Source organism: Mucilaginibacter boryungensis (assembly GCF_015221995.1).
Lineage (GTDB): Bacteria > Bacteroidota > Bacteroidia > Sphingobacteriales > Sphingobacteriaceae > Mucilaginibacter > Mucilaginibacter boryungensis.
The window spans coordinates 864,776-889,391 of the sequence record NZ_JADFFM010000002.1 but is presented as its reverse complement, the minus strand read 5'-3'; the positions used below and the strand labels follow the sequence as shown (position 1 = coordinate 889,391).

Genomic DNA, 24,616 nt, shown 5'->3' with positions numbered 1-24,616 from the left:
TTTTATTCGATTTTATTCGTTTTGATTTCCAATTAGCTAAATTTTTACATTTTTATTCGGTTAAGTGGCAAGTAGGTAAAACCCGAAACATAATGATTCGCCATATTACCTCTCCGTCAACTTGTTAATTAATAATCCACATTGTTAACAATTTTTTAACCGAAAAAGCTTTTTATTGAAATAAATTCTGTTTACGTTTGAATTTTTTGTTGATGTAGCTTCAATAAATTTTTTACCTGAAGCACATGTTACGCGTCGACAGCAGCAAACCTTGCCAAATTATTTATGCCATTGCCAGGCATGAATTTCTGTCGTATGTTATTGAGCCTCACATAGTTCAATTAAACCCCAACGGCGAGTTTTCTCTTACTTATCAGCGTTTATTCAGCAATACAGCTAAGGAATTTGCCACTTGTCTGGACGAAACCGATATCAAATTAATTAAGATACTGGAAGACCTGGAGCAAGGCAACATCATCAAAAAATACTACAAAAAACCCGTTCGCCCGTTCGAGTTTTTTAGCAAAATATTTAACGACCAGTTATTTGAAACCATCCGCCCAAAAATGGAAAAACGGATGGCAGAGGCGCTGAACCTTTTGCCCGGCAAGCAAATTTACCAGATGAGCAAAGAGGGTTATCCGGCTGGTAAACAGCTGCATATAGCCACAGAACCAGCCTCGGTGTTGTTTCATTTCAGGCGCGATGCGGAGGAGATACGCTACTTTCCTACTATTAAATACCAGGGCCTGCGCATTGAGTTTATGTTTAAGAACGCCGAGATCATTTGCAACCACCCCGCCTGGATGATGATGGATGATACGCTTTATTACTTTGACAAAGAGATTGAAGGCAAAAAACTGGTGCCGTTTTTAAACAAACGCTATATCGCTATCCCCCGCTCGTCCGAGCAATCCTACTTCGAAAAGTTTGTGGCGCCGCTGATAGAGAAGCATTCGGTTTACGCGGAAGGCTTTACCATAAATACCGAAAAATACGACGCGGTGCCTATCCTGAAGCCTATTTATGTGCCGGGCGGGACATCGCAAATGCAATTATGTTTCAGGTACGCTGGCTATATTTTCCCTTACGGGGACGGCAGACAGGTATCGGTACGGATAGATAAAAACGGCGACGATTATATTTTCCATCGCATAAAACGTTCGGTTACCTGGGAAAAAAATAAACTACTGGAACTGGAAGCGCTGGGTTTAAAGACCGTTTCATCGTTGTTTCAAAACCTGGAGGTGGATAACACCGACACTGATGCCGATCAGTCGTTCTCGGTATTTGAATGGCTGAACCAACACCACGACCAGCTACTGCAGGATGGCTTTGAGATTGAGCAACCTGATGGTCAGAAACGCTACCTGTTTGGTAACAGTAAAATAGACCTTGAAGTAACCGAACGTAACGATTGGTTTGATATTTACGCCGTAGTGCATTTTGGCCCCTACAAAATTCCGTTTATGGAATTGCGCAACCATATCCTTAACCACAAAAAGGAATTTATTTTGCCATCAGGCGAAATTGCGGTGATACCCGAAAAATGGTTTTCCCAGTATGGCAACCTACTGCATTTTGCTGAGAGCGGCAAGGAACTTAAGCTGCGCAAGCACCACCTGGGCTTATTAACAGAACTGGCTGAAGGCGAACTGGCCGGGATTGCCATGGACCGCAAACTGCAGAAGCTGACTGATTTTGAAGAGGTAAGTGATATACCAATGCCTGTTAATTTTTCGGGTAGCCTGCGGCACTACCAGCAAGCCGGCTATAACTGGTTCCATTTTTTAAGGGAATACCATTTTGGTGGTTGCCTGGCCGATGATATGGGCTTGGGTAAAACTATACAAACGCTGGCCCTGCTGCAAAAAAACAAAGAAGATACCGAAGCCGCGGGAGGTAAAAGTACATCATTACTGATTATGCCTACATCGCTTATTTATAACTGGATAAATGAGGCTAAAAAGTTTACGCCGCAATTAAAAATGATGGTGCATACCGGCGCATTCAGATATAAAAGTCCCGAGGTATTTAGCAATTACGATGTGGTGGTTACCACGTACGGTATTACCCGTATTGATATTGAAATGTTCAAATCGTTTTTTTTCGATTATGTAATATTGGACGAAAGCCAGAACATTAAAAACCCATCATCAAAATCGTACCAGGCGGTGAAGCAATTAAAATCGCGCTTTAAGCTGATACTGAGCGGTACCCCGGTAGAAAATTCGGTGAACGACCTGTGGACGCAAATGTCGTTCATTAATCCCGGCCTGTTAGGTAGTCAGCAATTTTTTATGAATGAATTTGTGACGCCGATAGAAAAGAAAAAGGATGAAGAAAAAGCACGCAAGTTGCAAGCCATTATTAAGCCCTTTGTTTTACGCCGTACAAAAGAGCAGGTAGCTACCGAATTACCGCCCAAAACCGAGCATCTTTTTTATTGCCAGATGAGCGACGAACAGGCATCGGTTTATGAAAAGGTAAAGTCAGAATATCGTAATGAATTACTGAAGAGCCTGGAAGACGGCACCTTTGCCCAGACACAAATGCAGGTATTACAGGGACTGATCAAGCTGCGCCAGATTGCCAATCACCCCAGTATGATAGACGACGACTACGAGGGTGATAGCGGTAAGTTTGAGAACGTGGTACATACGCTTAGCAATGTGTTGGATGGCGGACATAAGGTGCTCATCTTCTCGCAGTTTGTAAAGCAATTACAAATATACCGGCGTTATTTTGATGAAGAAAACATAACCTACACTTACCTTGATGGCAGCACCCAAAACCGCGGTGAAATTGTAAAACGATTTCAGGAAGATGAAAAAACCAAAGTGTTCCTGATCTCGATAAAAGCCGGAGGAGTGGGTTTAAACCTTACCGAGGCCGATTACGTTTTTATACTTGACCCCTGGTGGAACCCCGCGGTTGAACAACAGGCTATTGACCGCACACATCGTATTGGCCAAACCAAAAACGTGTTCATTTATAAATTTATCACCAAAGATACGGTTGAAGAAAAGATACTGGCCTTGCAACAGCGCAAATTAAGCGTTGCCCGCGCGCTGATAACTACCGAAGAAAGTTTTATTAAAACACTAACGCCCGAGGATATCAGGGATATACTGGCTTAGTAAGAACCCTTAAGGGTTTACGATCACGACATCATTAATATAAATACTTTTACCGGTACCTAAATAAGCAAAGCACTCGGGAAAAGGACAGTTAGAGCTAACTGCTGTTTGTTGCTGTGTTATAGTGAATTCAACAGTATTACCCACTTTTACATTTTTATCAACTAAATAACAATAATCGCGTATATCAACCGCATTATTATAGTAATTGTCCTGGCGGTTTGCCGACCACCTGGTGCCAATGCCGTTGTTGCCCTCTACATCAAAAATAAAATACCCGCAATCCTTATAAACAACTTTAGCCCGGTAAGTGGTAGTTGAATTTGTTGCTTTTTTACAGGAGATACCCATCATACTCAAGCATATCAATGCAATAATTAAAAACTTTGCAGCCATAATAAAAGGTTTTAATAACAGGTATTACGGGATATTATCTTAAAATGCTACACTCAGTTTAAGTGTAAAGCCACTCCCCCAAATCTTTAAGTCATGGCCAATCAGGGGCCTGTTTTTACCACATCCGTCACATAAATACGCGCAGATGGTCCTGAAGCAAGGCAATATTCTGTAATGCAACTTGCATTAGGCTGAGGGTTTTCTTTTACCACCTTAAACGAAACATTGTCGCCAGCCTTAATACCTAATCCGGATAAATAGCAATAGTTGCCAATAGTGGCCGCATTGGTGTAGGTTGCGCCCGCGTTAGTCCATGCTGTACCGCCGCCATTGCCGGCCGCGCCATCAATTTGTATAACTATCGTACCACAGCGGGCAATAATTATTTTGCCGGTCAGGGCGGTAGACGTGTCGTTTTTTTTACAGGCCAGGCCTACTATAAGCAAACCGGCCAAGCCAATAAATTTTAATCGCGTAAGCATAGCTAAAGATATGAAATATAGGGAAATGGAAATAATAGTTTAACTACTATAAGGGCTATATCTTGCCTCACGCTAAAGGAGAGGAGTGAAAATCACTGCAATTTATCAGTCATATCAAAATGATCTACCGTTTTGTTAGGTGCTGGGCGCAAGTTAAAAGCAGAATAAAAAACATATTTTTTATCTGTATTTATTCCGGGCATCACGTTCCCAATTTCTTTTTTTATCTCGTCGTTCTCTTTTTTCAGGGCTACAGTATCTGTTAGTTTAATCGACGATCTGTAATAGATAAGGGGAAACTGCCCTTCATTGTTTTTCTGAATGCCCATCCAAAATATTTGCGGGTGGGTTGCTACCTTAGCAATGGTGTAAGGGAATTTATATTTGGTATTGCACTCTTGCAATATCTTGCCGTGGAAAATATTCATAGCCATGCTTTTGCTATATTCCCAGCCTTCGCATGGTACCGCGCATTGGCTCGATTCTGTTATCAGATTGTAGGCATCAATCAAATAACCTTTGTTATAATGTTCTACAGCCTGGTTATATAACTCGGCAGCGGTTTTACCGTTAATAATATATGGACTGCTATCCAGACCGTTCAATTTCCAGCCGTAATCAAACTTGCAATAAACCGCGCTTATCAGTTGCTGATTTAAGCTGCCTTTGGGCGTAAAAAATGCCAGGTACATCTCACGGGTAGTACTTACAAAATGAATATCATAATTATTGCCGCCCTGGTCTTTTCCTTTTAGGTTAATATCGGTACCAGGTTTGCTAACTACAAAATATTCGTGCAGCAAACTAAAGCTATCAGTTTTCATGTCATTACTCAGATGCTCTACCCGCCTTATCATTTCGGGGTTCTCCATCATTTCTTTCGACATCAGAAACTGCAGCGCCTTAAACTCGTTCGCTTTCAAGTTAGCCAACATAGTGGTATTAAGCGCATGTTTATCATCGCGCACGCTCGATTCTATCTGCTCATCTATCCATATACCCCGTTTGTGTGGATTACAGCTTTGCAGAATGAACAGAAAACATAATAAAACAAACTGTTTAATAATAGCTAGGGCCGGTTTAATGTGCATAATTTGGGATGTGTAAAGGCTGGTAAACAATTACGCTATTATAAAAATAATTTAGCGATAACAGTCTATACAATACTATTAATTTCGGCCTGCTTCTAAAAATGCCTGCACCTCGGCAACAGTGCCCTGGAAGGCACCCGCGTTAGCTGTTTTTAAGCCCGCCATTGCAGCGGCAAACCTGCCCGATTGTTGTATATCTGCACCTTTTATACGCTGGTATAAATAACCAGCCATGTAGGTATCGCCGCAACCAGTGGCGTCTATTGTTATTTCCGGGGAAAAAGCAGGGATATCATAAAATACACCGGCATGCCATATAGTTGATCCCTGGCTGCCATTAGTTATCACTATCTCTTTTACACCCCAGTCCGCTATTTCCATCACACCATCCCGTACGCCGCTTAATCCGGTCAGCGCTTTCAATTCGGCAACATCAGCTTTTAAAATATCGATGTATTGCAGCGCATCCTTTCTCCCCGGCCAGTCAGTAGGGTACACCTTCTGGTCCTCAACCCGGCGCAGATAGCCTTGAACATCTAAACTAACCCGGCCTTTAGTGGCCAGTAATTTTATCAGGTCGATAGAAATGTCGTTAGCAAGTAACGGTCCCAAATGAAATATCTGCGCTTCCGTATCACTAAATTGTTGGGTATTGAAGTTATCGGCAATGGCCAATACATTTTGGGTGCGTTCATCCTGATTTTCCCCATAGATGTTTTCGAAAAACACGGTTTTTGCGCTGGGCTGAACCATTACTTCAACGCCTTTCTCGCGAAGCATTTCTACATAATGTATCTCGGCGGGGGCCAGCGCTGTAGCCAGCAGGTATTTTATCGGAAATTTGCTTAACGCGCACGAAAAATAATAGGCTGTGCCGCCCGGCATGTACATTACCGATTGATTAGTAACTACTTTATCAGATGTGATGTGGCCTATGCAACAAATGTCGTATCCGGGCATCCTATTCTTCCATCATCGCCTTGATCCCTGCCGGAGAATAAGCAATGGATTTTAAGGTTTTATTATCAGCTGTGCGATAAACCAGGAACAAGCCGTCCAGCTCCTTATAATGGGCTTCAACGTTGTCTTTGGCTAAATAATGGGCAATGGTTTGGTGTGCTTCCTCAACGGTTTTGCAGGCTTTGCTCATGTTAGACCGGTGTACCTCATCAAATAAGGCCTTAAATTTCTCACCCAAACCAAACTCCAGTATGGCACCCGATAATACATATTGCAGATCGCACAGGGCATCGGCTACTTCAATCATATCGTTGTCATCAATGGCTTGCTGTAGTTCTTTCAATTCTTCGGCCAGCAGGGAAACCCTCAATGCAGCACGCTCTTTGGTGGGCATTTTAGGCTGCTCCTGTATAGGGTGTTTAAACGTTCTGTGAAATTCGGCTACCGAGTTTAATGCTTGTGGTTCTTCCATTGCAGCTGTTATTTTAATGGGCTTAAATTAGAAAAATAGTTTGGCTGCCGCAATCAAAAATTACCCACATCCGGGTGATACTAATCGTTAATCCTTATCCCAAAAATCCTTTTTCCATTGCTGTTGTTCTGCGGGTGTTAAAAACGTCCAGGCAATAATGCGGCTTGTTTTTTGCCCATGCATCATGGTAATGGTTTTAACTTCAAGCGCTTTGTAGCCATGCAGTGCTTTATAAATAATGGGCAAGGTATCTTTTTTAGATACCAGGCTGGTAAACCATAAACATTGTTTCGCTACAAGCTCGCTTTGTTCTACCATGCGGCGAATAAAACCTACCTCGCCACCGGGGCACCATAGTTCAGTTTTTTGCCCGCCAAAATTTAGCGCGGCAGTTTGTTTTTCAACGCCAAGTTTTTTCCATTTGGTAGCGGTAGATATTTGCGCTTCCTGTAACGAGGCATGGAAAGGAGGGTTGCACATGGTAATATCAAAGCCTTCGCCATCCTTTATAATGCCTTTGAAAATATTGGCCTTGTTGGTTTGCAAACGCAACACAATGTTATTCTGAAATTTAGGGTTGTGCGATATGATATCCTTTGCCGAGCGGATTGCCTGCGGATCGATATCGGTACCTACAAAACGCCAATCGTAAACTGCACTGCCAATTAAGGGATAAACACAATTAGCGCCCATGCCAATATCCAATACATTTATTTTTTTGCCGCGTGGGATTTTGCCACCGTTTAGTTCGCTGAGCATGTCAGCCACATAATGCAGATAATCGGCCCGGCCAGGTATGGGAGGGCAAAGGTACCCTTCAGGGATCTCCCAGCCTTCTACACCATAATAGTATTTTAAAAGTGCTTTGTTCAGGGCTTTTACCGCCGCCGGGTTGCTAAAATCTATCGATTCGTCGCCAAACTGGTTTGGGCCAACAAAGTGTTTTAGCTCCGGACTGGCTTTGCAAAGCAATTTGAAATCGTATCCTGTTCTGTGCGAATTACGGGGGTGCAGGTTTTCTTTGGTTGCCGGTTTTTGTTTTGGATCAGTAGACATTACTTATGATGCTGATAAGCGGCAAAGGTCGGCATTATAAATAACAAAAGCCTTTGCTATTGTATATGCAAAGGCTTTTTGTTTAATTTTTAAAACTACAAAGCGGTATTAGCTGACGGAGCGTCGCCCTTATTATTAAATAGTAAGAAGTTTTTCAGCTTAACCAGTTTATCAGTATTGATCAGATCGACACCGCAACTTAACAGCTCTTTCCATACGGAATTATTGTCAGGAGATTTCCATAGTCTCACTTTTTCACCGTATTGATGTGCCATGCGCACATAAGCGCATAAACGCTGGCGTTGTGCTTCGGGGAATTGGCCTTTACCGTTCCACTTTATCAGTTTAGAATATTTGCAACTGGCCATCTGGTAAACATTTGTTGCAAGCGTATCCTGGCGCGCCCTCATTAAATCAGCGTCAATAAATGCCAGGCGAGTGCCTTCGGCTTTTAGTAATTTTTCGGGCTTATGACCACTAATTACCACGGTTATTTTCCGCTGTACAAATTTGCCGTTTTCGTACCCCGAGATAATGGATTTGTATTTATCCAACAACTCCTCCAGTTTGCGATAAGTGCCATCGGCGCCCGATTTAATATCTATCATCAATGTAATAGGGTAGGCCGGCGCGCTCGTTTCTGCGCTTTCGTTATTAACACAAGCTTCCAGCGGCTGAAAGTATAATTGTTCCAGTTCTTTTTTATGATGCAAAATAGGCAGGATATGGGTTACAATAAGTTTACCGTGCCATAAATAAACATCGGCTTCAACATGGTTATAGCCGTTATTCAATGCATCAAATAATGGGTGCTTGTGCGAGTAATCGTTATGGGCGAAGGCATTTAACAGAGAAATTGTTTGCGCCCGGGTTTGTAACCCTGTTGCCAGGAGAAAAATTAAAAAAAATAGTTTACACAGCCTGAAGCAATACTTTGCCATAAGCACAATTAATTAGGGTTTAAACAAATGTAATATTTATATCTTCATGTAATGTGAATTTTACATGAAGTTTTTTACAATTAGACACTTAACATGAAAGGGACGGTTCAGTTATAGCTGTAAAGCGTATCTATAACCAGGTGCATTGAAACATATTTAAGTTATTGCTTATCCAACCTTTTTTAAAGGAATATCCGAGCCTTGCGTATAACTCTTCTGGTAACTCAGTGGCGTTTTACGTGTTATTTCTTTAAATGCTTTGTGAAAACTGGCCAGGTTATTAAAACCACTTTCAAAGCATATTTCTTTTATGTTCAGCTTGTCTTCTATTAATAACTTACAAGCATGGCCAATACGTATTTCTTTTAAAAAGTAAGAATAGGTCCTACGGCTTTTTGATTTAAAATACCGGCAAAATGTATGGGGACTGACATTGGCTACCGCAGCTATTTCGCTTAGTGATATGGTTTTTTTGAAATGCGTGATAGAGTAATTGTATATCGCGTTGATCTTATCTTTTTCCTGCCTGTCAAAATTATGCTTAAAACCTACCGAGGCTATAGTAGAATGGTTGCCGTAATTACTAATGGTATGTAAAACTTCCAGTAACAAAATAAGTTTCCGCGCACCTTCACCGGCAATTATATTTTCCACCACATCACCTATCGCTTTCCGTGAGGGGCCAGTCATTTTGATACCCAACCGTGCTGCCTCCAATAACCTTTTTATCTCCTTATTCTCCGGCATATTTAGAAATACATCTCCCCAAAAATTTTCGGTGAAATGTACTACACAAACATCAACCTGTTGTTCGTCCGGGGCCTCAAAATAGCAGTCGTCAAATTTCCAATAATGCGGCAGATCGGCACCAATGATCATTAAGTCGCCCGATTGAAAGCGGCTTATATTATCGCCAATAAATTGTGTACCGCTCCCTTGCTTAAAAAATATCAGTTCAATCTCGGGATGATAATGCCATCGGTTATTAATATCCGGCATGGTATCCCGTCGTGCGCTGAAAGAATAAGTAAGGTCCTTTGAAACTTTTAAAAGTTGCGGCTTCATATTTATTGGGAAAATAAACAAAATTAGCAACAAGTTAACCAAAAAATCAACATCAAGTACAAAATAGCTTACTAATTAGGTAAAAACGTCAACTTTTGGAGTTTCAATAACTGCTTTATTTGTATACCAATCATATCCGAACGACTGATTCAAATTTCACGTATTATATGAACCGAACCATCTATTTTTTTGCCTTCATCCTTGTTACTTCCCTGTTCTTTTTGTGGGCCTTTTTACATAACATTAACCCTATACTCATCCCGCACCTTAAAAAAGCCTGTCAGTTAAGCGATATGCAATCCGCGCTTATCGATTTCTCAGTTTACCTTGCTTATTTCCTGATAGCGGTACCTGCCGGTTTTTTTATGCACAAATTCGGTTTTAAAAAAGCTATTATCGCAGGACTTGTTTTTTATGCACTCGGGGCTTTGCTTTTCTTGCCTGCCGCCAACGCGCGCAGCTACACTTTTTTTCTATTCGCGTTGTTCATTATAGCCAGTGGCGCTACCTTTCTGGAAACTGCCGCTAATCCATATATCGCAGCCCTCGGCGATCGTAAAACCGCCGCGCAACGGCTCAATTTTGCACAATCATTTAATGGCCTTGGGTCGTTTATAGCTCCGCTGATAGGTGGTCGGTTTATCCTTTCGGGCGTTGAACATTCTGCCCGGGAATTGAATAGCATGTCTCCTGCGCAATTGAATAACTATCTTTTGTCTGAAGCTTCTACCGTAAAAACCCCTTACCTGATTATAGGTGTAGCCGTACTGCTGCTAACCATCATTTTCTTATTCGCACGTATTCCTGAAGTTAACCCGGGAGATGCCGATGACACGAACAGTCATGCCCCCGCTACAAATTTTTCTATTAAAGTACTTCGTCATGCCCATTTAAAGTGGGCAGTTATTGCTCAATTCTTTTATGTAGGTGCGCAGGTAGGCGTCGGTAGCTTTTTTATCCGTTATGCCAAATTTGTAGCTGCCATTGATGAGAAAGAAGCAGCGTTTCTGTGGGGGGCAATTGCGATGGTTGGGTTTATGGCAGGCCGTTTTTTAGGCACTTTCTTAATGCGGTTCATCTCCCCTCAGCGTTTATTAAGTGTTTATGCATTAATTAATATCATACTACTCATAATAGCTGTTAGCACCACCGGAACAATAGCGCTTTACGCGGTAATAGCAGTGCCCTTTTTTATGTCTATCATGTACCCAACTATTTTTGCACTTGGCATCAATGGTTTGGCTGCCGAAACTAAAATCGCCGCTTCTTTTCTGGTAATGGCAATTATTGGCGGCGCGCTGTCGCCTTTGTTAATGGGATTTATTTCTGACCATACCGGCAGCATCCAATTAGCCTATATTGTGCCTTTGCTGTGTTTTGTTATCATATTTATTTACGGTATAAAAGGTCATCAGGTCAGATCAGCTCTGCGTTTAGAGCAAACATTATAAACGCAAAAGGAAAATAATAAAATGGAAAATAAAACAGCCAACTATCTGCACATCCATCCGGCAGACAACGTATTGGTCGCATTGACAGATTTACCGGTGGGAACGATTATCAGGCATGCAGGTAAAGAGATTCTGCTTAAAGACCGTATAGCGGCTAAACATAAATTCACTATCGACGATCTGGCTACCGAGAGCGAAATTAAAATGTATGGGGTATTGGTAGGCCGTGCCAGTAAGCCGATTAGCCAGGGCTCGCTGATCTCTGTCGATAACATTTACCACGCAGCCAGCGATTTTAAATTAAGCGGCCGGCAAACACAATGGGTAAAACCGAATGTAGACCAGTTTAGCGGGCAAACCTTTATGGGTTATCATCGCGCTGACGGATCGGTGGGTACCGCTAATTACTGGCTGATAATACCCCTTGTTTTCTGTGAAAACCGGAACGTGCAGGTATTAAGGGAGGCGTTGAACGATCAGTTAGGCTTTAGCAAGCCGCGCGGCTATACTGCCGAAGTTACAAAATTAGTAAAAATGTATAAGGCCGGTCAAACGGTAAGTGAGCTGTTAGCTGCCGACCTTGATGTATCCGCCGATGAAAGTGTTACAGAAAGGCTTTTCCCTAATATCGACGGCATCAAATTTTTGACCCACGATTTGGGTTGCGGGGGCACACGCGCCGACTCTAATGCGCTTTGCGGCCTGTTGGCTGGCTATATTACGCATCCCAATGTAGCGGGTGCAACAGTATTAAGTTTAGGCTGCCAGCATGCACAGGCATCTATTTTATTAAAAGAGATAGAGAAGCGTGATGCTAATTTTCAAAAACCACTGGTTGTGCTGGAGCAGCAGGAGATAGGCACAGAAAAAAAACTGTTACAGGAAGCTTTAAAACGGACATTTGCCGGTTTGGTAGAAGCGAATAACTGCAAACGGGAACCCGCGCCCCTGTCCCGTTTGTGTATTGGTTTGGAGTGTGGTGGTTCGGATGGGTTTTCGGGTATCTCAGCCAACCCAACATTGGGTGTACTATCGGATATGGTGGTATCGCTTGGCGGTTCAGTAATTTTAGCTGAGTTTCCCGAACTGTGCGGTGTGGAGCAGGAATTAAGCAACCGGTGTCAAAACGAGCAGACAGCCCTGAAGTTTATGGAGCTTATGACCTCGTACAATGCACGGGCAAAGGCCGTTGGTTCGGGGTTTCATGCCAATCCTTCACCGGGAAACATCAAGGATGGCTTGATCACAGACGCTATCAAATCGGCCGGGGCCGCAAAAAAAGCGGGCACATCTCCTGTTGTAGCAGTGCTGGATTATCCGGAAAAGGTAACCACATCCGGGCTAAACTTACTTTGTACACCCGGCAGCGATGTAGAAAGTACTACAGCTGAAGTTGCCGCAGGCGCTAATATTGTTTTATTCACTACCGGGTTGGGAACGCCTACCGGCAACCCGGTCGCCCCGGTCATCAAGGTATCAAGTAATACTAAATTGTCTGAAAAGATGCCTGACATTATTGATGTCAACTGCGGTACTATCATTGACGGAACGGAAACCATTACGCAGGCGGCAGAACGGTTACTGGATTTTGTAATTACAGTAGCAAGTGGCTACCAGCAACCTAAAGCCGTGCGTTTAGGGCAAGATGATTTTATTCCCTGGAAACGGGATGTTTCGTTATAAACCAACAAGAAGCGAAAACCATGAACTTAAGTCTGCAAAATAAAGTAATTATTGTTTCAGGTGGGGCCAAGGGTATTGGCGCCGCTATTGCTAAATTTTTAGCTGCCGAGGGTGCAATTCCTGTAATTATTGGCCGGCGCAAAGATGACAACTTAAAATTAGTTCAGGAGATTGCCGACAACGGAGGGCAAGCTTCCCAAATTGTAGCCGAGCTTAACGATCCGGAAGCATGCCGTGTTGCTGTGCAGGATGTGATTACAGCTTATGGCAGAATTGAAGGGCTGGTTAATAATGCCGGGTTGAATGATGGGGTAGGCCTGGAGAATGGAAATTATGAAAAGTTTATAGCATCGTTACACAATAGCCTGGTGCATTATTACTTGTTAGCCCATTATGCCTTGCCTGAACTAAAAAAGACACGAGGCCCGATTGTGAATATCAGTTCGAAGACGGCGGAAACAGGCCAGGGCAATACATCAGGCTATGCAGCTGCCAATGGCGGGCGAAATGCGCTTACCCGCGAATGGGCCGTAGAATTACTGAAATACCGCATCAGGGTAAACGCTATAGTAGTTGCCGAGTGCTGGACACCACAGTATGCAAACTGGATAACGACGCTGTCCGATCCGGAGGAAAAATTAAAAGAGATTACTGCGCGTATCCCGCTTGAGAACAGGATGACAACAGGCGAGGAAATTGCCGCAATGACCGCTTTCCTTCTCTCTGAGCAATCCAGTCACACTACAGGGCAGCTTATTCATGTTGATGGCGGTTATGTCCATCTGGACAGGGCGTTGCTCGGTTAAGCGGCTTGTGAATATTAATGCGTAGGCAAATAAATCATATTGTCCATACGGATATCAGATGATCCTTTAAGTTTTATTGCCGGGATATTATCAGCAGGCTTTACCAGGGTGACATTACGGAAGATAGCGCTAAGCACATCTTCCAGGAAAACCGGGTAGCGGTTGTCTGTTTTTTCGTAATTAAAACTGCTGTTTGTTACGGTTAACCCTTTTACATGCCGGGCCCATATACCGTAAGAAGGTTGCACCTTAAGATCGGCTGCATTGTATTTCCCCACACTTAACTCATCCGGAACATTCAAAGTATCGCTGGCAGGGTTACCACCTTTTACAAGCACGTTCACATCATCAAATGTCACTTTACTGATATACCCTGTTGACCTGCCATCAGGAAGATGAAAATCCAACCCGCCGGTTACCTGACCGGGATATGGTAATTTATAACCGGCAATAATTGGGCTTAAACGGCGCTGAGAACCATCGTAAGGTTTCCAAATTTTACTGTTATAAGCGCTACCAGCATAAACTTCATAAATATCTATACCCTTTAAACTAATGTTATCTACCTGCCCGATGTTAACGTTTTTGATCAATAACTCATCGTGTTGTTTCCCGTTTTCCATAAAGGAATAACGACCCGCTTCGGCGCCAATAATACGTCCTCTGTTAGATATGGATATAAACACCGGGGTAGTTGCCCGGTACATTTTAGACCGGGAATGGATTGTGCCGGTTTTACCACTATTTAAATGAACATTACTTACGTGCGCGCCATCGTTGGTTGAAATAGAAAATCCAGCTTTGTTAGCCCCCAAAACGTATACATTATCTACATAAACATCTTTAATGTCGTCTGCTGTTTCCGAACCGATCTGGATCAGGTTGCAATTGGTATCGCCAATAATATTACGAACACGATAGTCGCTTACCGGCCGCGTAAAGCCTAAAGAACAGTCGGACCCGGGCTTAATTACATCATCTGAACTGATCCTTGAAAATATATTGGTTGCCATTACATGGTTGCACTCCATAAAATCATATATATCACGCACATTATTACGGTTAGTTTTACCAAAATAAGTGTCATGCACATTAATCCCGTCGGTGCCTGTTGCTAATAAAGCAAAGTGTCCGCCCCGCTCTATTTTAAGCATATGGCTGGTGTCAAAAAACTTTTTACCGTCTTTTTGTATATAGTATGGTTCATTTGCCGGTTCATCATACCACAAATCCTGGGGATGGTCGATACCACCTATTTCCAGGTTCGTACACAGCTTTAACGAGAACATTTTATCGCATCGGTTATCCGGTGCATTTTTCATTACCCCATCGCTATTCACCAGGTTCCCATCGCCGGTAACCAGTCCGGTGCCTATTATCTTAACATTATCTATTCTTTCCCCAAAAAACATGGCGTTTTTAAAGTAATGATGCCCAACATCCTGTTTGGTCATGTAATTTTCAGGGTCGGCATAAGGGCCATTGTCTGTTGGTGATAAGCCCGAGCGGTATTTCAGGTCGCTAAACCAGGTAGTCTCAGGCGCATCCCCGCCTTTTAGTGCCTTAATTTCAGCGTCATCACCAACATATAAATACACATTGCTTTGCAAATGGATGGTACGGACAGGATAAGTGCCTTTAGAAAACAGCAGGGTACCTCCGCCCATATTATGCATATAATTAATAGCTTCGTTTATTTTATCAGTTTGATCTTCGCCTTCCTTTCCACTTACCCCCAATTGCTTAACATCCATTTTACCTGTGAAGAACATGGTTGTATTGGATCTTCTATTCAAACCAGTTTCCACAAGCCTGAACATATATAACAGGCTGGGTTTTAAATTTGCAACGGTTGCGGTCGCTGTTTTCAAATCAATTGCCGCTTTTGCTACCGACCAGCTTTTACCCTTATCCAGCGATTGCAACATTGTTACAGGGACTGCATTTTTTTTGATATCCCATTTAAACTTTGCCGTGATATATGTTTCAGGGGTTTCTTTATATTGAATATCGTTTAACGGTATCCGTTTAAAGCCGGATATGTTATTAGTAACAGTTAGTGTGGTGGTTTCGTTACCGGTTCCCGGACTTGTTAATTTTTCCGGTTTAGATACATTGCAAATCGCTTTAAACTGGTAAGTCCCGGTTTTTTTTAGTGATACGTTACTAATGGTAACCTGAATATCGATCCCATTATCAGGCCTCAGATCCAAATGCTTTAATATCAGTACCGGGTTGCCATCAGTGGTGGTTAACTCGGCTTCGCCCACCTTTTTATAGCTATATTTGCTGCCTGTCCGGCCAATTGACTGCGAAGCCAGCTCACTTAATTTGACTGCACCACGGCCAATGATATTCACGGTAGTGTTCTCCCTCGTTATCACGATCCCGGCGGGTAAATAAAATGATACGGTTGCGTCGGGACTGCGTTGCCCAGCCGAATAATTAATAGTCAGGTTACGCGTAGCATTAACGGTGAGGGTTGAGTCCATAAGGATTAACCGTCCGGCAAGCGCACCAGGCTGAACTAAAATATAATAAACCCTTTTGGCCATATTGTTTTTAGTAGTTACTATTAAACGGTCGCCGCTCTTTATTTTTTCGTCTTTTTTTACTTTCCCATCTGCGTCGGTAACCAGGTAATGTTGTAAGGCGCCCTTTGAACTAATTTGCCGGAACAGATCTTTCGCAGTGACTGATGTAGCAACAAGGCCTTCACCTTCAGGGGTATCAACTGTATAAGCATAGGTGCTGCCTGAACTGATTACTAATGTATCTTTAGTAATCCTGCTGATATTGGGCGCGCTTTTACCGTACGTTATTTCAGTGTCTGAATTCCCTACTTGTCCGTAGCAGTTGTCCAAGCCTGTTACCACAAAGTAAATAAGCCCCAAAAAGTTGAGGATCAAGAGTTTTTTCATACGACAAATAATCAGAACAATTTACTTCACCGGATCAGCTCCAACATCGGCTGGATTTAAGGGTGCCGCTAATTTTTTAGCTCCCTCGTTCACTTCATCGGCGCCAATGTCAAAAGGTGCTGTTCGTAACTGTCCATCCATATCATATTTTAGGGCCGCATAAGAGCCGGCAGCCCGGTCAATTACCGGGCTGCCGCTCTGTGGCCTATATAAGCCATCGGCCGACTTACTCAATTGCGGATCTATCATCTGAAAACCTTCAACCGGCATGTTCCCTGCATCCTTTACCTTATAAATGATATTCCCCTGCCAGGTGAAGTTGGTATAAGGCCCCGATAATGCAGCGGCTGACCCACCTCCCTGAATGATATTATTACTTATTGTAACATAAGAAGCACCCATGCCATTTTGCCGGCTGGTTTGGATAATATTTGATTTATTATTGATAAGGGTATTAAAAGCAATTACTATACGGTCCGGGCGATCATGTGCGGTCAATTGAGCGCCGTCAGCAACTTCGCCATCGCCGTTACCTATCACAATGGCATCGCTGCAACCTTCAAAGTAATTGCTGAATATCAGATGATCGTCTCCAAATATGCGCAGGCCGGGCGTATTAAAGAAATAATTTCCATAAACCAGGCTTTTGTTACCATGCCTCAAAGTAAATTGCGCGGGACAATTCCTGATGGTATTATAACGCAGGGTTACTGCAGATGCTTTCACCGATATCAGTTCATTCTCGCCCGCGCAGTGCTCAAACAGGTTGTATTCTACCACGCTGTTACTGCTGGACAAACTGAAGCCGCTTAACCCAAACTGGAAGGCCTCGGCACCATTTTTCCCGCCTTGACTGATAGCATTGTTAAAATAATTATGGTGAATATGAAGGCGCTCGGCAATTTGCTTTCCTTCGCCGCGTATAGCTATAAAACGGCCCATGGCATTCTTATTTTGAAACGTATTATGATCGATTTCCTGATCACTCCCGGCAACTGTTAAATCCTCGCCATCACCGGGTGTCTCGAAAATATTCTGCGTGAAACGACAATAACTGGTACCAGGCCCTGTTTTTGCTTTTGATGCCAAATGCGTAAACCTAAACCCGCTGATAATAATATATGCAGCTGGCTTTTTTAAACTAAAGCCTCCGGTACCGGTAATTTCCGACTTGCCCCGATGAAGTGCCATAATAGTAATGGGCAGCCCCGATGTACCTTTTGCGCTGATTGTAATATCCTCTGATGTTTTGTACACCCCATCGGCCAGTTTAATTACGGTGCCTGGTGCAGCCTTATCAATAGCCGATTGAAGCCCGGCGACAGAGTTAACGATAATATCGGAAGCCAGGAGGTTATTGGCCGAAAACAGGATAAAAACAACAAGAATATTAAATAATCTGATCATACAAGGGGCATTTACGTTTTATATTTAATGATAATCTTAATTCTTCAAAGTAAGGAGGAGCTATTTAAACTGATAACCAACCACTAAACTACCAACACGGTTTTTGGAACTTAAGCCTGTTGCCAGGTTGTTTAAGCCCAGGCCATAGTTTAGTCCAAGCTTGACACCACATGGCATTTTTAATCCGGCTGCAAAGTTAAGGCCGTAATCCATCGGTCTGATTTGATCGTCGCCGCTTCCAAAATCCATATTAGTTGTTGTGAAACGATTGTAATAAGTGTTAATTCTGCTTTTGCTTAAGAAAGAACCCCATATTGCGCGTGCAATATATGGGCCGCCACCAGCATAAAAAACTCCGGCTTTATAACTTTTATGGTAAAACAGGTTAACAGGCAATTCCAGGTAAGTAATACTGGTAAGGTGTGTTAAGCTATAGGGCACGGGGTTGCCGTTGGAGGTTAGATACTCTGTAGTAGTTGAACGGTTACCTTTACCATTTAATAGCAATCCGGTTTCAAGGCTAACTTGTTTAAATGCAATATCTACCAGTCCTCCAAACTGAAAGGTAAGATGCGCTTCTGAACCACCCCCACCGCTTTGCGGGGCAGCGGGGTTGATGGAAGGCAAGTTAGCGCCACCCTGTATTGTATAACTTACGTCCTGGGCCATTAGCCATTGGCAACAAGCCAGGAAAACAAAAAGTACTATATATTTTTTCATCTGTTTAATTTTATCTGGTTGGGGTTACGGTAGTACCCCATACATGTATCGAACTGTTGTTATCAGCATAATAGCCTGAAGACCTTACCACATTAAAGCCATTAATAAAAAGCTTTGAATCGGCAGTATTGCCCAGTTGTATATTGATCTTGCCTTCCGGGTCGAAACCGGTTCCGGTTACACTGAAGGTATATGTTGCGGCTATAGTGGTTTTACCATCTGTAGTTCCCGGAACTGTGGCCGGAGTGACCAAAAAGCCCAATTTGGATTCCCTGGTAGCCACACTCCCGGCCGGAAGCAGCGTAGTAAGTATATTGGGGCCGGGTTGCAGATTATTGAAGTTCCAGTTTCCGTTAATGATCAGATATTGCAAATAAGCCTTTACAGTTTGTTTGGAATATTGGTCCCACTGTGTTGCCGGAACGGTAGTTTTAGGAAGCCCGGTAGACGGATCTAAAGCAGTTACTATAGGGTAGTCAAAGAAAAAACCGGAAGTTACCTTATTCGACGTCAATTTTTTTATAGCATCATTATGCAAAAAAATGTAGGTCCGGTCACTTTTCATGTACTCGGCTGTGTCGATGCCCGAATAATCGATCGCTTTTTTCATGTAGCGGAATATAGTATCCCCGGGATTTGCTGCAGTACCGTTTGCCCGCAATTTAAGGTAGGCCCAGGCGGTCATATGGATATGATCATCAAGTATAAATTTCTGATAATCATAATCCTCCTGGGCATTTTTATTAAACAGGGAGCAACCCGAGAGTGACCAGGCTGCTGTTAACAACGTCAGCAAACCTGCTATTATATTTTTAAAGTTCTTCATGATAATTAATCTGAATAGGGTGGATTTTGAACCAATAATTTGTTTGAATTCAATACATTGCGATGGAGCGGCCAAAGGTATTTTCTCAAATCAGTCCCCCAGCCGGTCGCACTTGCCGGATCGATACCTGCCAAAATTTGTCTTCTTTTTACTACCGGATCCATAATTTTAATTACGTGATCGGTACGAACAAGATCGAACCACCTTTTCCCTTCGCCGAATAACTCCCATTGCCTTTCCTGGATAATTACGTCCTCCAGCAAGTCGGGGGTGGCTACCGCTGGGTCTGTTGCCAAATAAGATGGTAAACCGGCCCGATTGCGGATAAAGTTTAAATATTTAAGGGAATTGACCTTGTCACCAGTTTTATTGAGGGCTTCGGCATAAAGTAAATATTGGTCGCCCAAACGGTACATAACCGGGTAAACATTAACTGTAGTTGCCATAGCCGCAGCCGCAACGGTATAGGTACCTGTTACACCCCCGGCCCCCGGAGGGCCATAAGTACCCACATAATATTTCCACATTCTGTCACGCTCTTTTTTGTTAATATCAAAAGTGGCTTTTACCCTGATATCTGTAGGGTTGGTGAGTGGCCAGTTGGTAAAGATCCCTAAATCGATAATGATGGGTGTATTATTTGGCGAAGTTGACACCCCGGCCATGCAGGCACAAGCATTGGTAGAGAAATCCCAATTAATGTTCCATATGGTTTCTATACTGGTAGTAGGGCTGGTAAACATAGCATTCCACGTAGCCTGGGGCTGCAAATCGGTAATGGCTGTGGCACCATAAACCTTGCCGGTAGGGCTTTTTGCCTTAGCCAGGTTTTGGAACCATTTTATCGCATTTGGATAATCTTTGCGCCACATATAAACATCTACCAATGTAGCGCAGATAGCACCTTCGCTAATATACCAGGTAGTATTACTGGATTTGTCGATCAGGCTATAAGCTTGAAGCAGGTCGGGTATGATAACCTTATCGAATACGTCATTTTTAGGTGAACGTGGGCTGGCAGCTTCACGTGTAATGTCCTGATACGGCTCTGTCCTGATCACTGCGTCGCCCCAATTCCTAACTATATAGAAATAACAAACAGCGCGCATGGCATAAGCCTGTGCCATATTATTGTTGTTGATGGCAGGCGTAACCAAAGCCTTATTTGTTTCTAACTGCGCTGCTTGCGGAATATATTTGATAAGCAGGTTAGCCAAACCAATTGTGCGGTACAACGGGGTCCAGTCCGCCCAATCGTTACTTGCTGTCAGGCTGTTTAATTGCATTTCGTTCTCCTTATTACCCGAGTTTCCGCCGCGCTCATAATTATCAGAGCGGGCTTCACCCCAATAGGTCATCCGGTTATAAAATTGCTTTTCGCCCATCATGTTCTGCTGGAATGAACCGTACATTCCTGACATGGCTGCTGTGATGTCTTTGGCTGACTGATAAAACTGGGCCACGCTAACCGAAGCCAGGGGCTCTTCTTCCAGAAATGATTTACTACAGCTACATAATAATACTATTATGCAAGTGAGACATGTAATTACTTTTTTCATTATTTATAGCATTTATAATGTAATATTTAAACCTAAGCCAAACTCGCGTCGTTTTGGATAACGCCCGCCATCAACCCCCGGCGATAATACATCCGAAGAAAATTCAGGATCAAACCCGGTATAATCTGTAAATGTGAGCAGGTTGATACCGTACACATAGGCGTTCAGCCCTTTGAAGCCAATTTTGCTGATTGTTTTGAGCGGTACACTCCAATTGATACGCATGCTGGCCAGTCTGATGAAAGTGGCATCCTCCAGGTAAAAGCTGTTATTCCCTTTCTTCTGGTCACCATGGGTATCTTTATATGGGAAATATGGATATAATGCAATGTCACCCTGTTTCCTCCATGCTGTATAAATGGCTAAAGGAAATGCGGTACCATTGGATGAGCCGAAGGTGGATAGGTTTTCTGAAAAAGCATTATATACCTGCCCGCCAACGGTGGCGTTTATATTAAACGAAAACGAAATGCTTTTATAAGTAAATGTATTGCCTAATCCCAGAAAATACTTGGGAGTAGCATTCCCTATTATCTGACGGTCCCCATCGTCTATCAGACTATCCCGGTTGGCATTTTGCCACTCTGTATCGCCGCCTACCAGTTTTCCGGCCGGTCCGTACAGGTTATGAATGGTGCCTGTGTACTTTACGCCATTCAAAGTGTAGTATTGGGCTGTTTTGCCATCTGCCGAGACATTCACCGGCTCCAGGCGGGTCCAATTATCACTATATGCGTTAGAGGCGTCCCAGCGATAAATTCCCAGTTGTTTCCAGCCGTAAAAATCGCCAAGTCTGCCGCCCTCCTGTATTAAGTGGCGATTATCAGAGGTAACAAATGACTGATGGTTAAACAAAGACTTAACCACTCCTCTTTGGAAGGAGATATTACCTATTACGTTCCATTTAAAGTTCCTGGTAACAACCGGCGATCCGTTCACCGACAATTCCATCCCTTTGTTTTGAATATCGCCCACATTAACCCGAACCGTGCTGAACCCGGTTTCTTTGGGTATCTGGCGGTCGGCTAATAAGTGATTAGTCGCTTTAACATAATAGTCGGCAGTAAAACCCAACCGTCCTTTTAAAAACGATAATTCAAGTCCATAGTCCTGCTGCACTGTATTTTCCCACTGTATTTCACTGTTACCTAATTTTGTAGCAGTAGTTCCACCGCCAATTAAATTGTAGGATTGGTCGAAATTGATCAGTGAAGCCGATTCATAGTTACCTATACCATCGTTACCTTGCTGGCCAATACTGGCTCTGAGTTTTCCATCATCTAAAAACGACTTGGTGAACTTAAGGAACGGCTCGTCTGTAAAACGCCATGCCACTGAGCCTGAGAAAAAGTTGCCCCACTTGCTTTCAGGCCCAAATCGCGAAGAACCATCGCGGCGATAAGTACCAGAAAAGATATAAGTACCTTTATAGCTATAACCTACCCTGCCAAAAATAGATTGGGTAGAATGGGCATTTGCGGTTGTAAAGCTTTTGGTAATATCAATATTACTGCCGTTAAAAACATATATCTTTTCACTGATAAACGAAGCTGGTATGCCTTCATCATAAAAATCATCATACCGGCTGCGCTCTGCACTCCAGCCAAATAAACCGGTGATATTATGATTTTTACCAAAAGTTTTATTGTAATTAAGGAAAGCCTGCAATTGCCAGTTAATAGTTTTGTCCAGTTCGTTTTTTCCACGGTTCTCGTTACCATTGTCATCCAGGAACTGAGGTTGGAAATAGATATTTTGCGAATTGTCTAATTGCGCATTGCCTATACCGGTAATTTTTAAACTTGGGAGGATGTAATAATCCAATATATTATTGAACTGGCCCCGGTAGGATTGGGTTTCATTTTTCTCCAGCAACACATTCGCTATCGGGTTGCGCTTCGAGGATGTATAACTGGTTAGCGAGCCGTCAGGCAAGTATATCCGGAGGTTATTAGGCCGGTCAAATACTGGCGTCAGCGATCCTCCCGTGCTCCAGTTCTGGCTTTTGTTCCATTGAGTTGTCAGGCTGGTCGAGTACTTTAATTTGGGTGTTGCCTGAAAATCAACATTGATTCTGGACTGACCTCTTTTCGCACTGGTATTTAGCGCAATACCCCTATCATCCAGGTAGTTAAGGCTGCCATAATATGTTAACCCTTTTTGGCCACCGCTAACACTAAATTTCACGTCGTTCTTTTGTGCTACATTGCCCAACAGCATATCTTCCAAATAATTATCAGAATTATATGCCGGGTTCAGCGAATCTGTTGACGCCCCTGCACCACTACTGGTGGGGTTTTGTATTTTACGCCACAGACGAAGATCGGCCGAATTTGCCTGGGAAATAGTATGTGATATCTTTCCAAAAACATGGGCCATTTGCACATCAAGTTTTGGTTTACCTTCTTTACCCCGCTTGGTGGTGATCAGGATCACCCCGTTTGCAGCACGGGCACCATAAATAGACGATGAAGCCGCATCTTTCAGTATCTCCACCGTTTCAATATCATTGGGATTAATAGCTGCCGCATCGGTAGAAATTACACCGTCAATTACAAATAATGGGGTATTACCACCTGTTGTAGAAAAAGTTGAAGCACCGCGGATCTGGATGGTTCCTTCGGCACCCGGTTCACCGCTATCATTCATTATCAGTACGCCGGCTGCCTGGCCTTGTAGAGCGTCATAAAGGTTAATCGGCTGGCGTTCAGCTATCTGAGCGGCATTTACTGTGGTAATGGCCCCGGTAAGGTCCCTTTTTTTAGTAGTACCCCCATAACCGGTTACTACCACTTCGTTCAAGCTGCTAACGTTATCCGTCAGCGTAACATTTATTTGTGTGCGGGTGCCTACAACTTCTTCTTTTGAATCAAAACCAACGTAAGTGAATACCAGTATAGCGTTAGCGTCCGGAACGTTAATAGTATATTTACCCTCAATGTCAGTTACTACACCAATGATCGTTCCTTTTACCTTGATACTTACGCCGGGCAGGGTAGCACCCTTACTGTCAGTAACAACGCCCTTAACAGGCTGGATTATTACTTTATTTTTGGCTGGCAAACTTTCTGCTTTTTTCAACACAATGTTCTGTTGAAAAATTTTATAAGTAACCGGCTGGTTCTTAAAAAATTGTTTTAAGGTTTCATCAACCGTAGCATTGGTTACATCAATATCAAAGTCGTTGCCTGCAGGCAAATCAGCTTTGTCAAATAAAAAATGATACGGGGTTTGCTTTTCAATGATGTTAATAAATGTAACTACAGATAAATGTTTCGCATGGATGGTTACATTTTGACTATAGCTTTTTGCGCTTAATTGCGTAAAGGCCGCCAATAAAACTATGGCGGTTAACTTTATGGCCAGCGAAACTTGTCGCACCCAAAGCAACGCCTTGGGTATGGCCTTAGTATTAAAATTCATACTTTTGTTTAGTTAGGTTTAACGTTAGCGTTCTGTCACTGGAATAATTAGGTAACCCTGGCACTTACCGGGTGGTGCTCGAACACTTCCCGGTTTTTTTACCTATAGATGGTTTTCAGCTCATCTATCCAAAGGATACCACTTGTGTGCCTAACTTCTCTGTCGTAATTGTCTTTTCATTTTAATTAGATTTAAGTGGTTAATGGTATATGACTTT

Annotated in this window: 18 protein-coding genes; 4 read left to right on the top strand and 14 right to left on the bottom strand. The window is 42.9% G+C overall.

The features are described 5' to 3' along the window. Positions 1-245 precede the first annotated feature (245 nt). Positions 246-3,140 (top strand): DEAD/DEAH box helicase, encoded by a 2,895-nt coding sequence (locus tag IRJ18_RS16840; RefSeq protein WP_194107471.1) that lies wholly within the window; start codon positions 246-248, stop codon positions 3,138-3,140. Between the two features lie 9 nt (positions 3,141-3,149). On the opposite strand, the gene IRJ18_RS16835 is transcribed toward IRJ18_RS16840, so the two are convergent. From IRJ18_RS16835 to IRJ18_RS16800, 8 genes are all read right to left on the bottom strand, one after another. Beyond that, positions 3,150-3,536: a hypothetical protein gene (locus tag IRJ18_RS16835; protein WP_194107470.1), complete on the bottom strand. Its 387-nt coding sequence runs from the start codon at positions 3,534-3,536 to the stop codon at positions 3,150-3,152. Between the two features lie 101 nt (positions 3,537-3,637). Then, complete coding sequence (locus IRJ18_RS16830) at positions 3,638-4,018, bottom strand: hypothetical protein (RefSeq protein ID WP_194107469.1); 381 nt, start codon at positions 4,016-4,018, stop codon at positions 3,638-3,640. 92 nt (positions 4,019-4,110) lie between these two features. Beyond that, the gene (locus IRJ18_RS16825; protein WP_194107468.1) at positions 4,111-5,109 is read right to left on the bottom strand and encodes a hypothetical protein; all 999 of its coding nucleotides are present in this window, start codon (positions 5,107-5,109) and stop codon (positions 4,111-4,113) included. A 78-nt stretch (positions 5,110-5,187) separates the two neighbouring features. Continuing rightward, positions 5,188-6,069, bottom strand: a complete 882-nt coding sequence (locus tag IRJ18_RS16820) for a PfkB family carbohydrate kinase (RefSeq protein WP_194107467.1) — start codon at positions 6,067-6,069, stop codon at positions 5,188-5,190. A gap of 1 nt (position 6,070) precedes the next feature. Further along, entirely contained in the window at positions 6,071-6,541 is a 471-nt protein-coding gene (locus IRJ18_RS16815; RefSeq protein ID WP_194107466.1) for a pyrophosphohydrolase domain-containing protein, read from the bottom strand. An 87-nt stretch (positions 6,542-6,628) separates the two neighbouring features. After that, positions 6,629-7,597, bottom strand: coding sequence for a 23S rRNA (adenine(1618)-N(6))-methyltransferase RlmF (gene rlmF, locus IRJ18_RS16810; protein ID WP_194107465.1), 969 nt, complete (start codon positions 7,595-7,597; stop codon positions 6,629-6,631). A gap of 95 nt (positions 7,598-7,692) precedes the next feature. After that, positions 7,693-8,538: a phosphatidylinositol-specific phospholipase C/glycerophosphodiester phosphodiesterase family protein gene (locus IRJ18_RS16805; protein ID WP_228072915.1), complete on the bottom strand. Its 846-nt coding sequence runs from the start codon at positions 8,536-8,538 to the stop codon at positions 7,693-7,695. 168 nt (positions 8,539-8,706) lie between these two features. Continuing rightward, positions 8,707-9,603, bottom strand: a complete 897-nt coding sequence (locus IRJ18_RS16800) for an AraC family transcriptional regulator (RefSeq protein ID WP_194107463.1) — start codon at positions 9,601-9,603, stop codon at positions 8,707-8,709. Between the two features lie 167 nt (positions 9,604-9,770). Here IRJ18_RS16800 and fucP point away from each other — a divergent pair, with 167 nt between their 5' ends. Genes fucP through IRJ18_RS16785 form a run of 3 tightly spaced genes read left to right on the top strand, consistent with a single transcriptional unit; the run spans position 9,771 to position 13,543 of the window. Then, entirely contained in the window at positions 9,771-11,054 is a 1,284-nt protein-coding gene (gene fucP, locus IRJ18_RS16795; RefSeq protein WP_194107462.1) for an L-fucose:H+ symporter permease, read from the top strand. A gap of 21 nt (positions 11,055-11,075) precedes the next feature. Beyond that, entirely contained in the window at positions 11,076-12,737 is a 1,662-nt protein-coding gene (locus IRJ18_RS16790; RefSeq protein ID WP_194107461.1) for a UxaA family hydrolase, read from the top strand. 20 nt (positions 12,738-12,757) lie between these two features. Then, on the top strand, positions 12,758-13,543 hold the full coding sequence (locus tag IRJ18_RS16785) for an L-fucose dehydrogenase (RefSeq protein ID WP_194107460.1): 786 nt from the start codon (positions 12,758-12,760) through the stop codon (positions 13,541-13,543). Between the two features lie 14 nt (positions 13,544-13,557). On the opposite strand, the gene IRJ18_RS16780 is transcribed toward IRJ18_RS16785, so the two are convergent. From IRJ18_RS16780 to IRJ18_RS16755, 6 genes are read right to left on the bottom strand one after another with little or no spacing between them, the layout of a single operon-like run. Then, entirely contained in the window at positions 13,558-16,464 is a 2,907-nt protein-coding gene (locus IRJ18_RS16780) for an endopygalactorunase (RefSeq protein ID WP_194107459.1), read from the bottom strand. Positions 16,465-16,485: 21 nt separating this feature from the next. Next, on the bottom strand, positions 16,486-17,871 hold the full coding sequence (locus tag IRJ18_RS16775; protein WP_194107458.1) for a polysaccharide lyase 6 family protein: 1,386 nt from the start codon (positions 17,869-17,871) through the stop codon (positions 16,486-16,488). A gap of 60 nt (positions 17,872-17,931) precedes the next feature. After that, entirely contained in the window at positions 17,932-18,591 is a 660-nt protein-coding gene (locus IRJ18_RS16770; RefSeq protein ID WP_194107457.1) for an outer membrane beta-barrel protein, read from the bottom strand. Positions 18,592-18,601: 10 nt separating this feature from the next. Further along, a complete protein-coding gene (locus tag IRJ18_RS16765) occupies positions 18,602-19,417 on the bottom strand; it encodes a hypothetical protein (protein WP_194107456.1) in 816 nt (271 codons plus the stop codon). Between the two features lie 5 nt (positions 19,418-19,422). Then, on the bottom strand, positions 19,423-20,976 hold the full coding sequence (locus IRJ18_RS16760; protein ID WP_194107455.1) for a RagB/SusD family nutrient uptake outer membrane protein: 1,554 nt from the start codon (positions 20,974-20,976) through the stop codon (positions 19,423-19,425). Between the two features lie 12 nt (positions 20,977-20,988). After that, the gene (locus IRJ18_RS16755) at positions 20,989-24,399 is read right to left on the bottom strand and encodes a SusC/RagA family TonB-linked outer membrane protein (RefSeq protein ID WP_194107454.1); all 3,411 of its coding nucleotides are present in this window, start codon (positions 24,397-24,399) and stop codon (positions 20,989-20,991) included. Positions 24,400-24,616: the final 217 nt, after the last annotated feature.

Bases quoted from the DNA above. Each gene is read 5' to 3' on its own strand.
- IRJ18_RS16840 (WP_194107471.1), top strand. From the start codon at position 246: ATGTTACGCGTCGACAGCAGCAAACCTTGCCAAATTATTTATGCCATT.
- IRJ18_RS16835 (WP_194107470.1), bottom strand. From the start codon at position 3,536: ATGGCTGCAAAGTTTTTAATTATTGCATTGATATGCTTGAGTATGATG.
- IRJ18_RS16830 (WP_194107469.1), bottom strand. From the start codon at position 4,018: ATGCTTACGCGATTAAAATTTATTGGCTTGGCCGGTTTGCTTATAGTA.
- IRJ18_RS16825 (WP_194107468.1), bottom strand. From the start codon at position 5,109: ATGCACATTAAACCGGCCCTAGCTATTATTAAACAGTTTGTTTTATTA.
- IRJ18_RS16820 (WP_194107467.1), bottom strand. From the start codon at position 6,069: ATGCCCGGATACGACATTTGTTGCATAGGCCACATCACATCTGATAAA.
- IRJ18_RS16815 (WP_194107466.1), bottom strand. From the start codon at position 6,541: ATGGAAGAACCACAAGCATTAAACTCGGTAGCCGAATTTCACAGAACG.
- rlmF (WP_194107465.1), bottom strand. From the start codon at position 7,597: ATGTCTACTGATCCAAAACAAAAACCGGCAACCAAAGAAAACCTGCAC.
- IRJ18_RS16805 (WP_228072915.1), bottom strand. From the start codon at position 8,538: ATGGCAAAGTATTGCTTCAGGCTGTGTAAACTATTTTTTTTAATTTTT.
- IRJ18_RS16800 (WP_194107463.1), bottom strand. From the start codon at position 9,603: ATGAAGCCGCAACTTTTAAAAGTTTCAAAGGACCTTACTTATTCTTTC.
- fucP (WP_194107462.1), top strand. From the start codon at position 9,771: ATGAACCGAACCATCTATTTTTTTGCCTTCATCCTTGTTACTTCCCTG.
- IRJ18_RS16790 (WP_194107461.1), top strand. From the start codon at position 11,076: ATGGAAAATAAAACAGCCAACTATCTGCACATCCATCCGGCAGACAAC.
- IRJ18_RS16785 (WP_194107460.1), top strand. From the start codon at position 12,758: ATGAACTTAAGTCTGCAAAATAAAGTAATTATTGTTTCAGGTGGGGCC.
- IRJ18_RS16780 (WP_194107459.1), bottom strand. From the start codon at position 16,464: ATGAAAAAACTCTTGATCCTCAACTTTTTGGGGCTTATTTACTTTGTG.
- IRJ18_RS16775 (WP_194107458.1), bottom strand. From the start codon at position 17,871: ATGATCAGATTATTTAATATTCTTGTTGTTTTTATCCTGTTTTCGGCC.
- IRJ18_RS16770 (WP_194107457.1), bottom strand. From the start codon at position 18,591: ATGAAAAAATATATAGTACTTTTTGTTTTCCTGGCTTGTTGCCAATGG.
- IRJ18_RS16765 (WP_194107456.1), bottom strand. From the start codon at position 19,417: ATGAAGAACTTTAAAAATATAATAGCAGGTTTGCTGACGTTGTTAACA.
- IRJ18_RS16760 (WP_194107455.1), bottom strand. From the start codon at position 20,976: ATGAAAAAAGTAATTACATGTCTCACTTGCATAATAGTATTATTATGT.
- IRJ18_RS16755 (WP_194107454.1), bottom strand. From the start codon at position 24,399: ATGAATTTTAATACTAAGGCCATACCCAAGGCGTTGCTTTGGGTGCGA.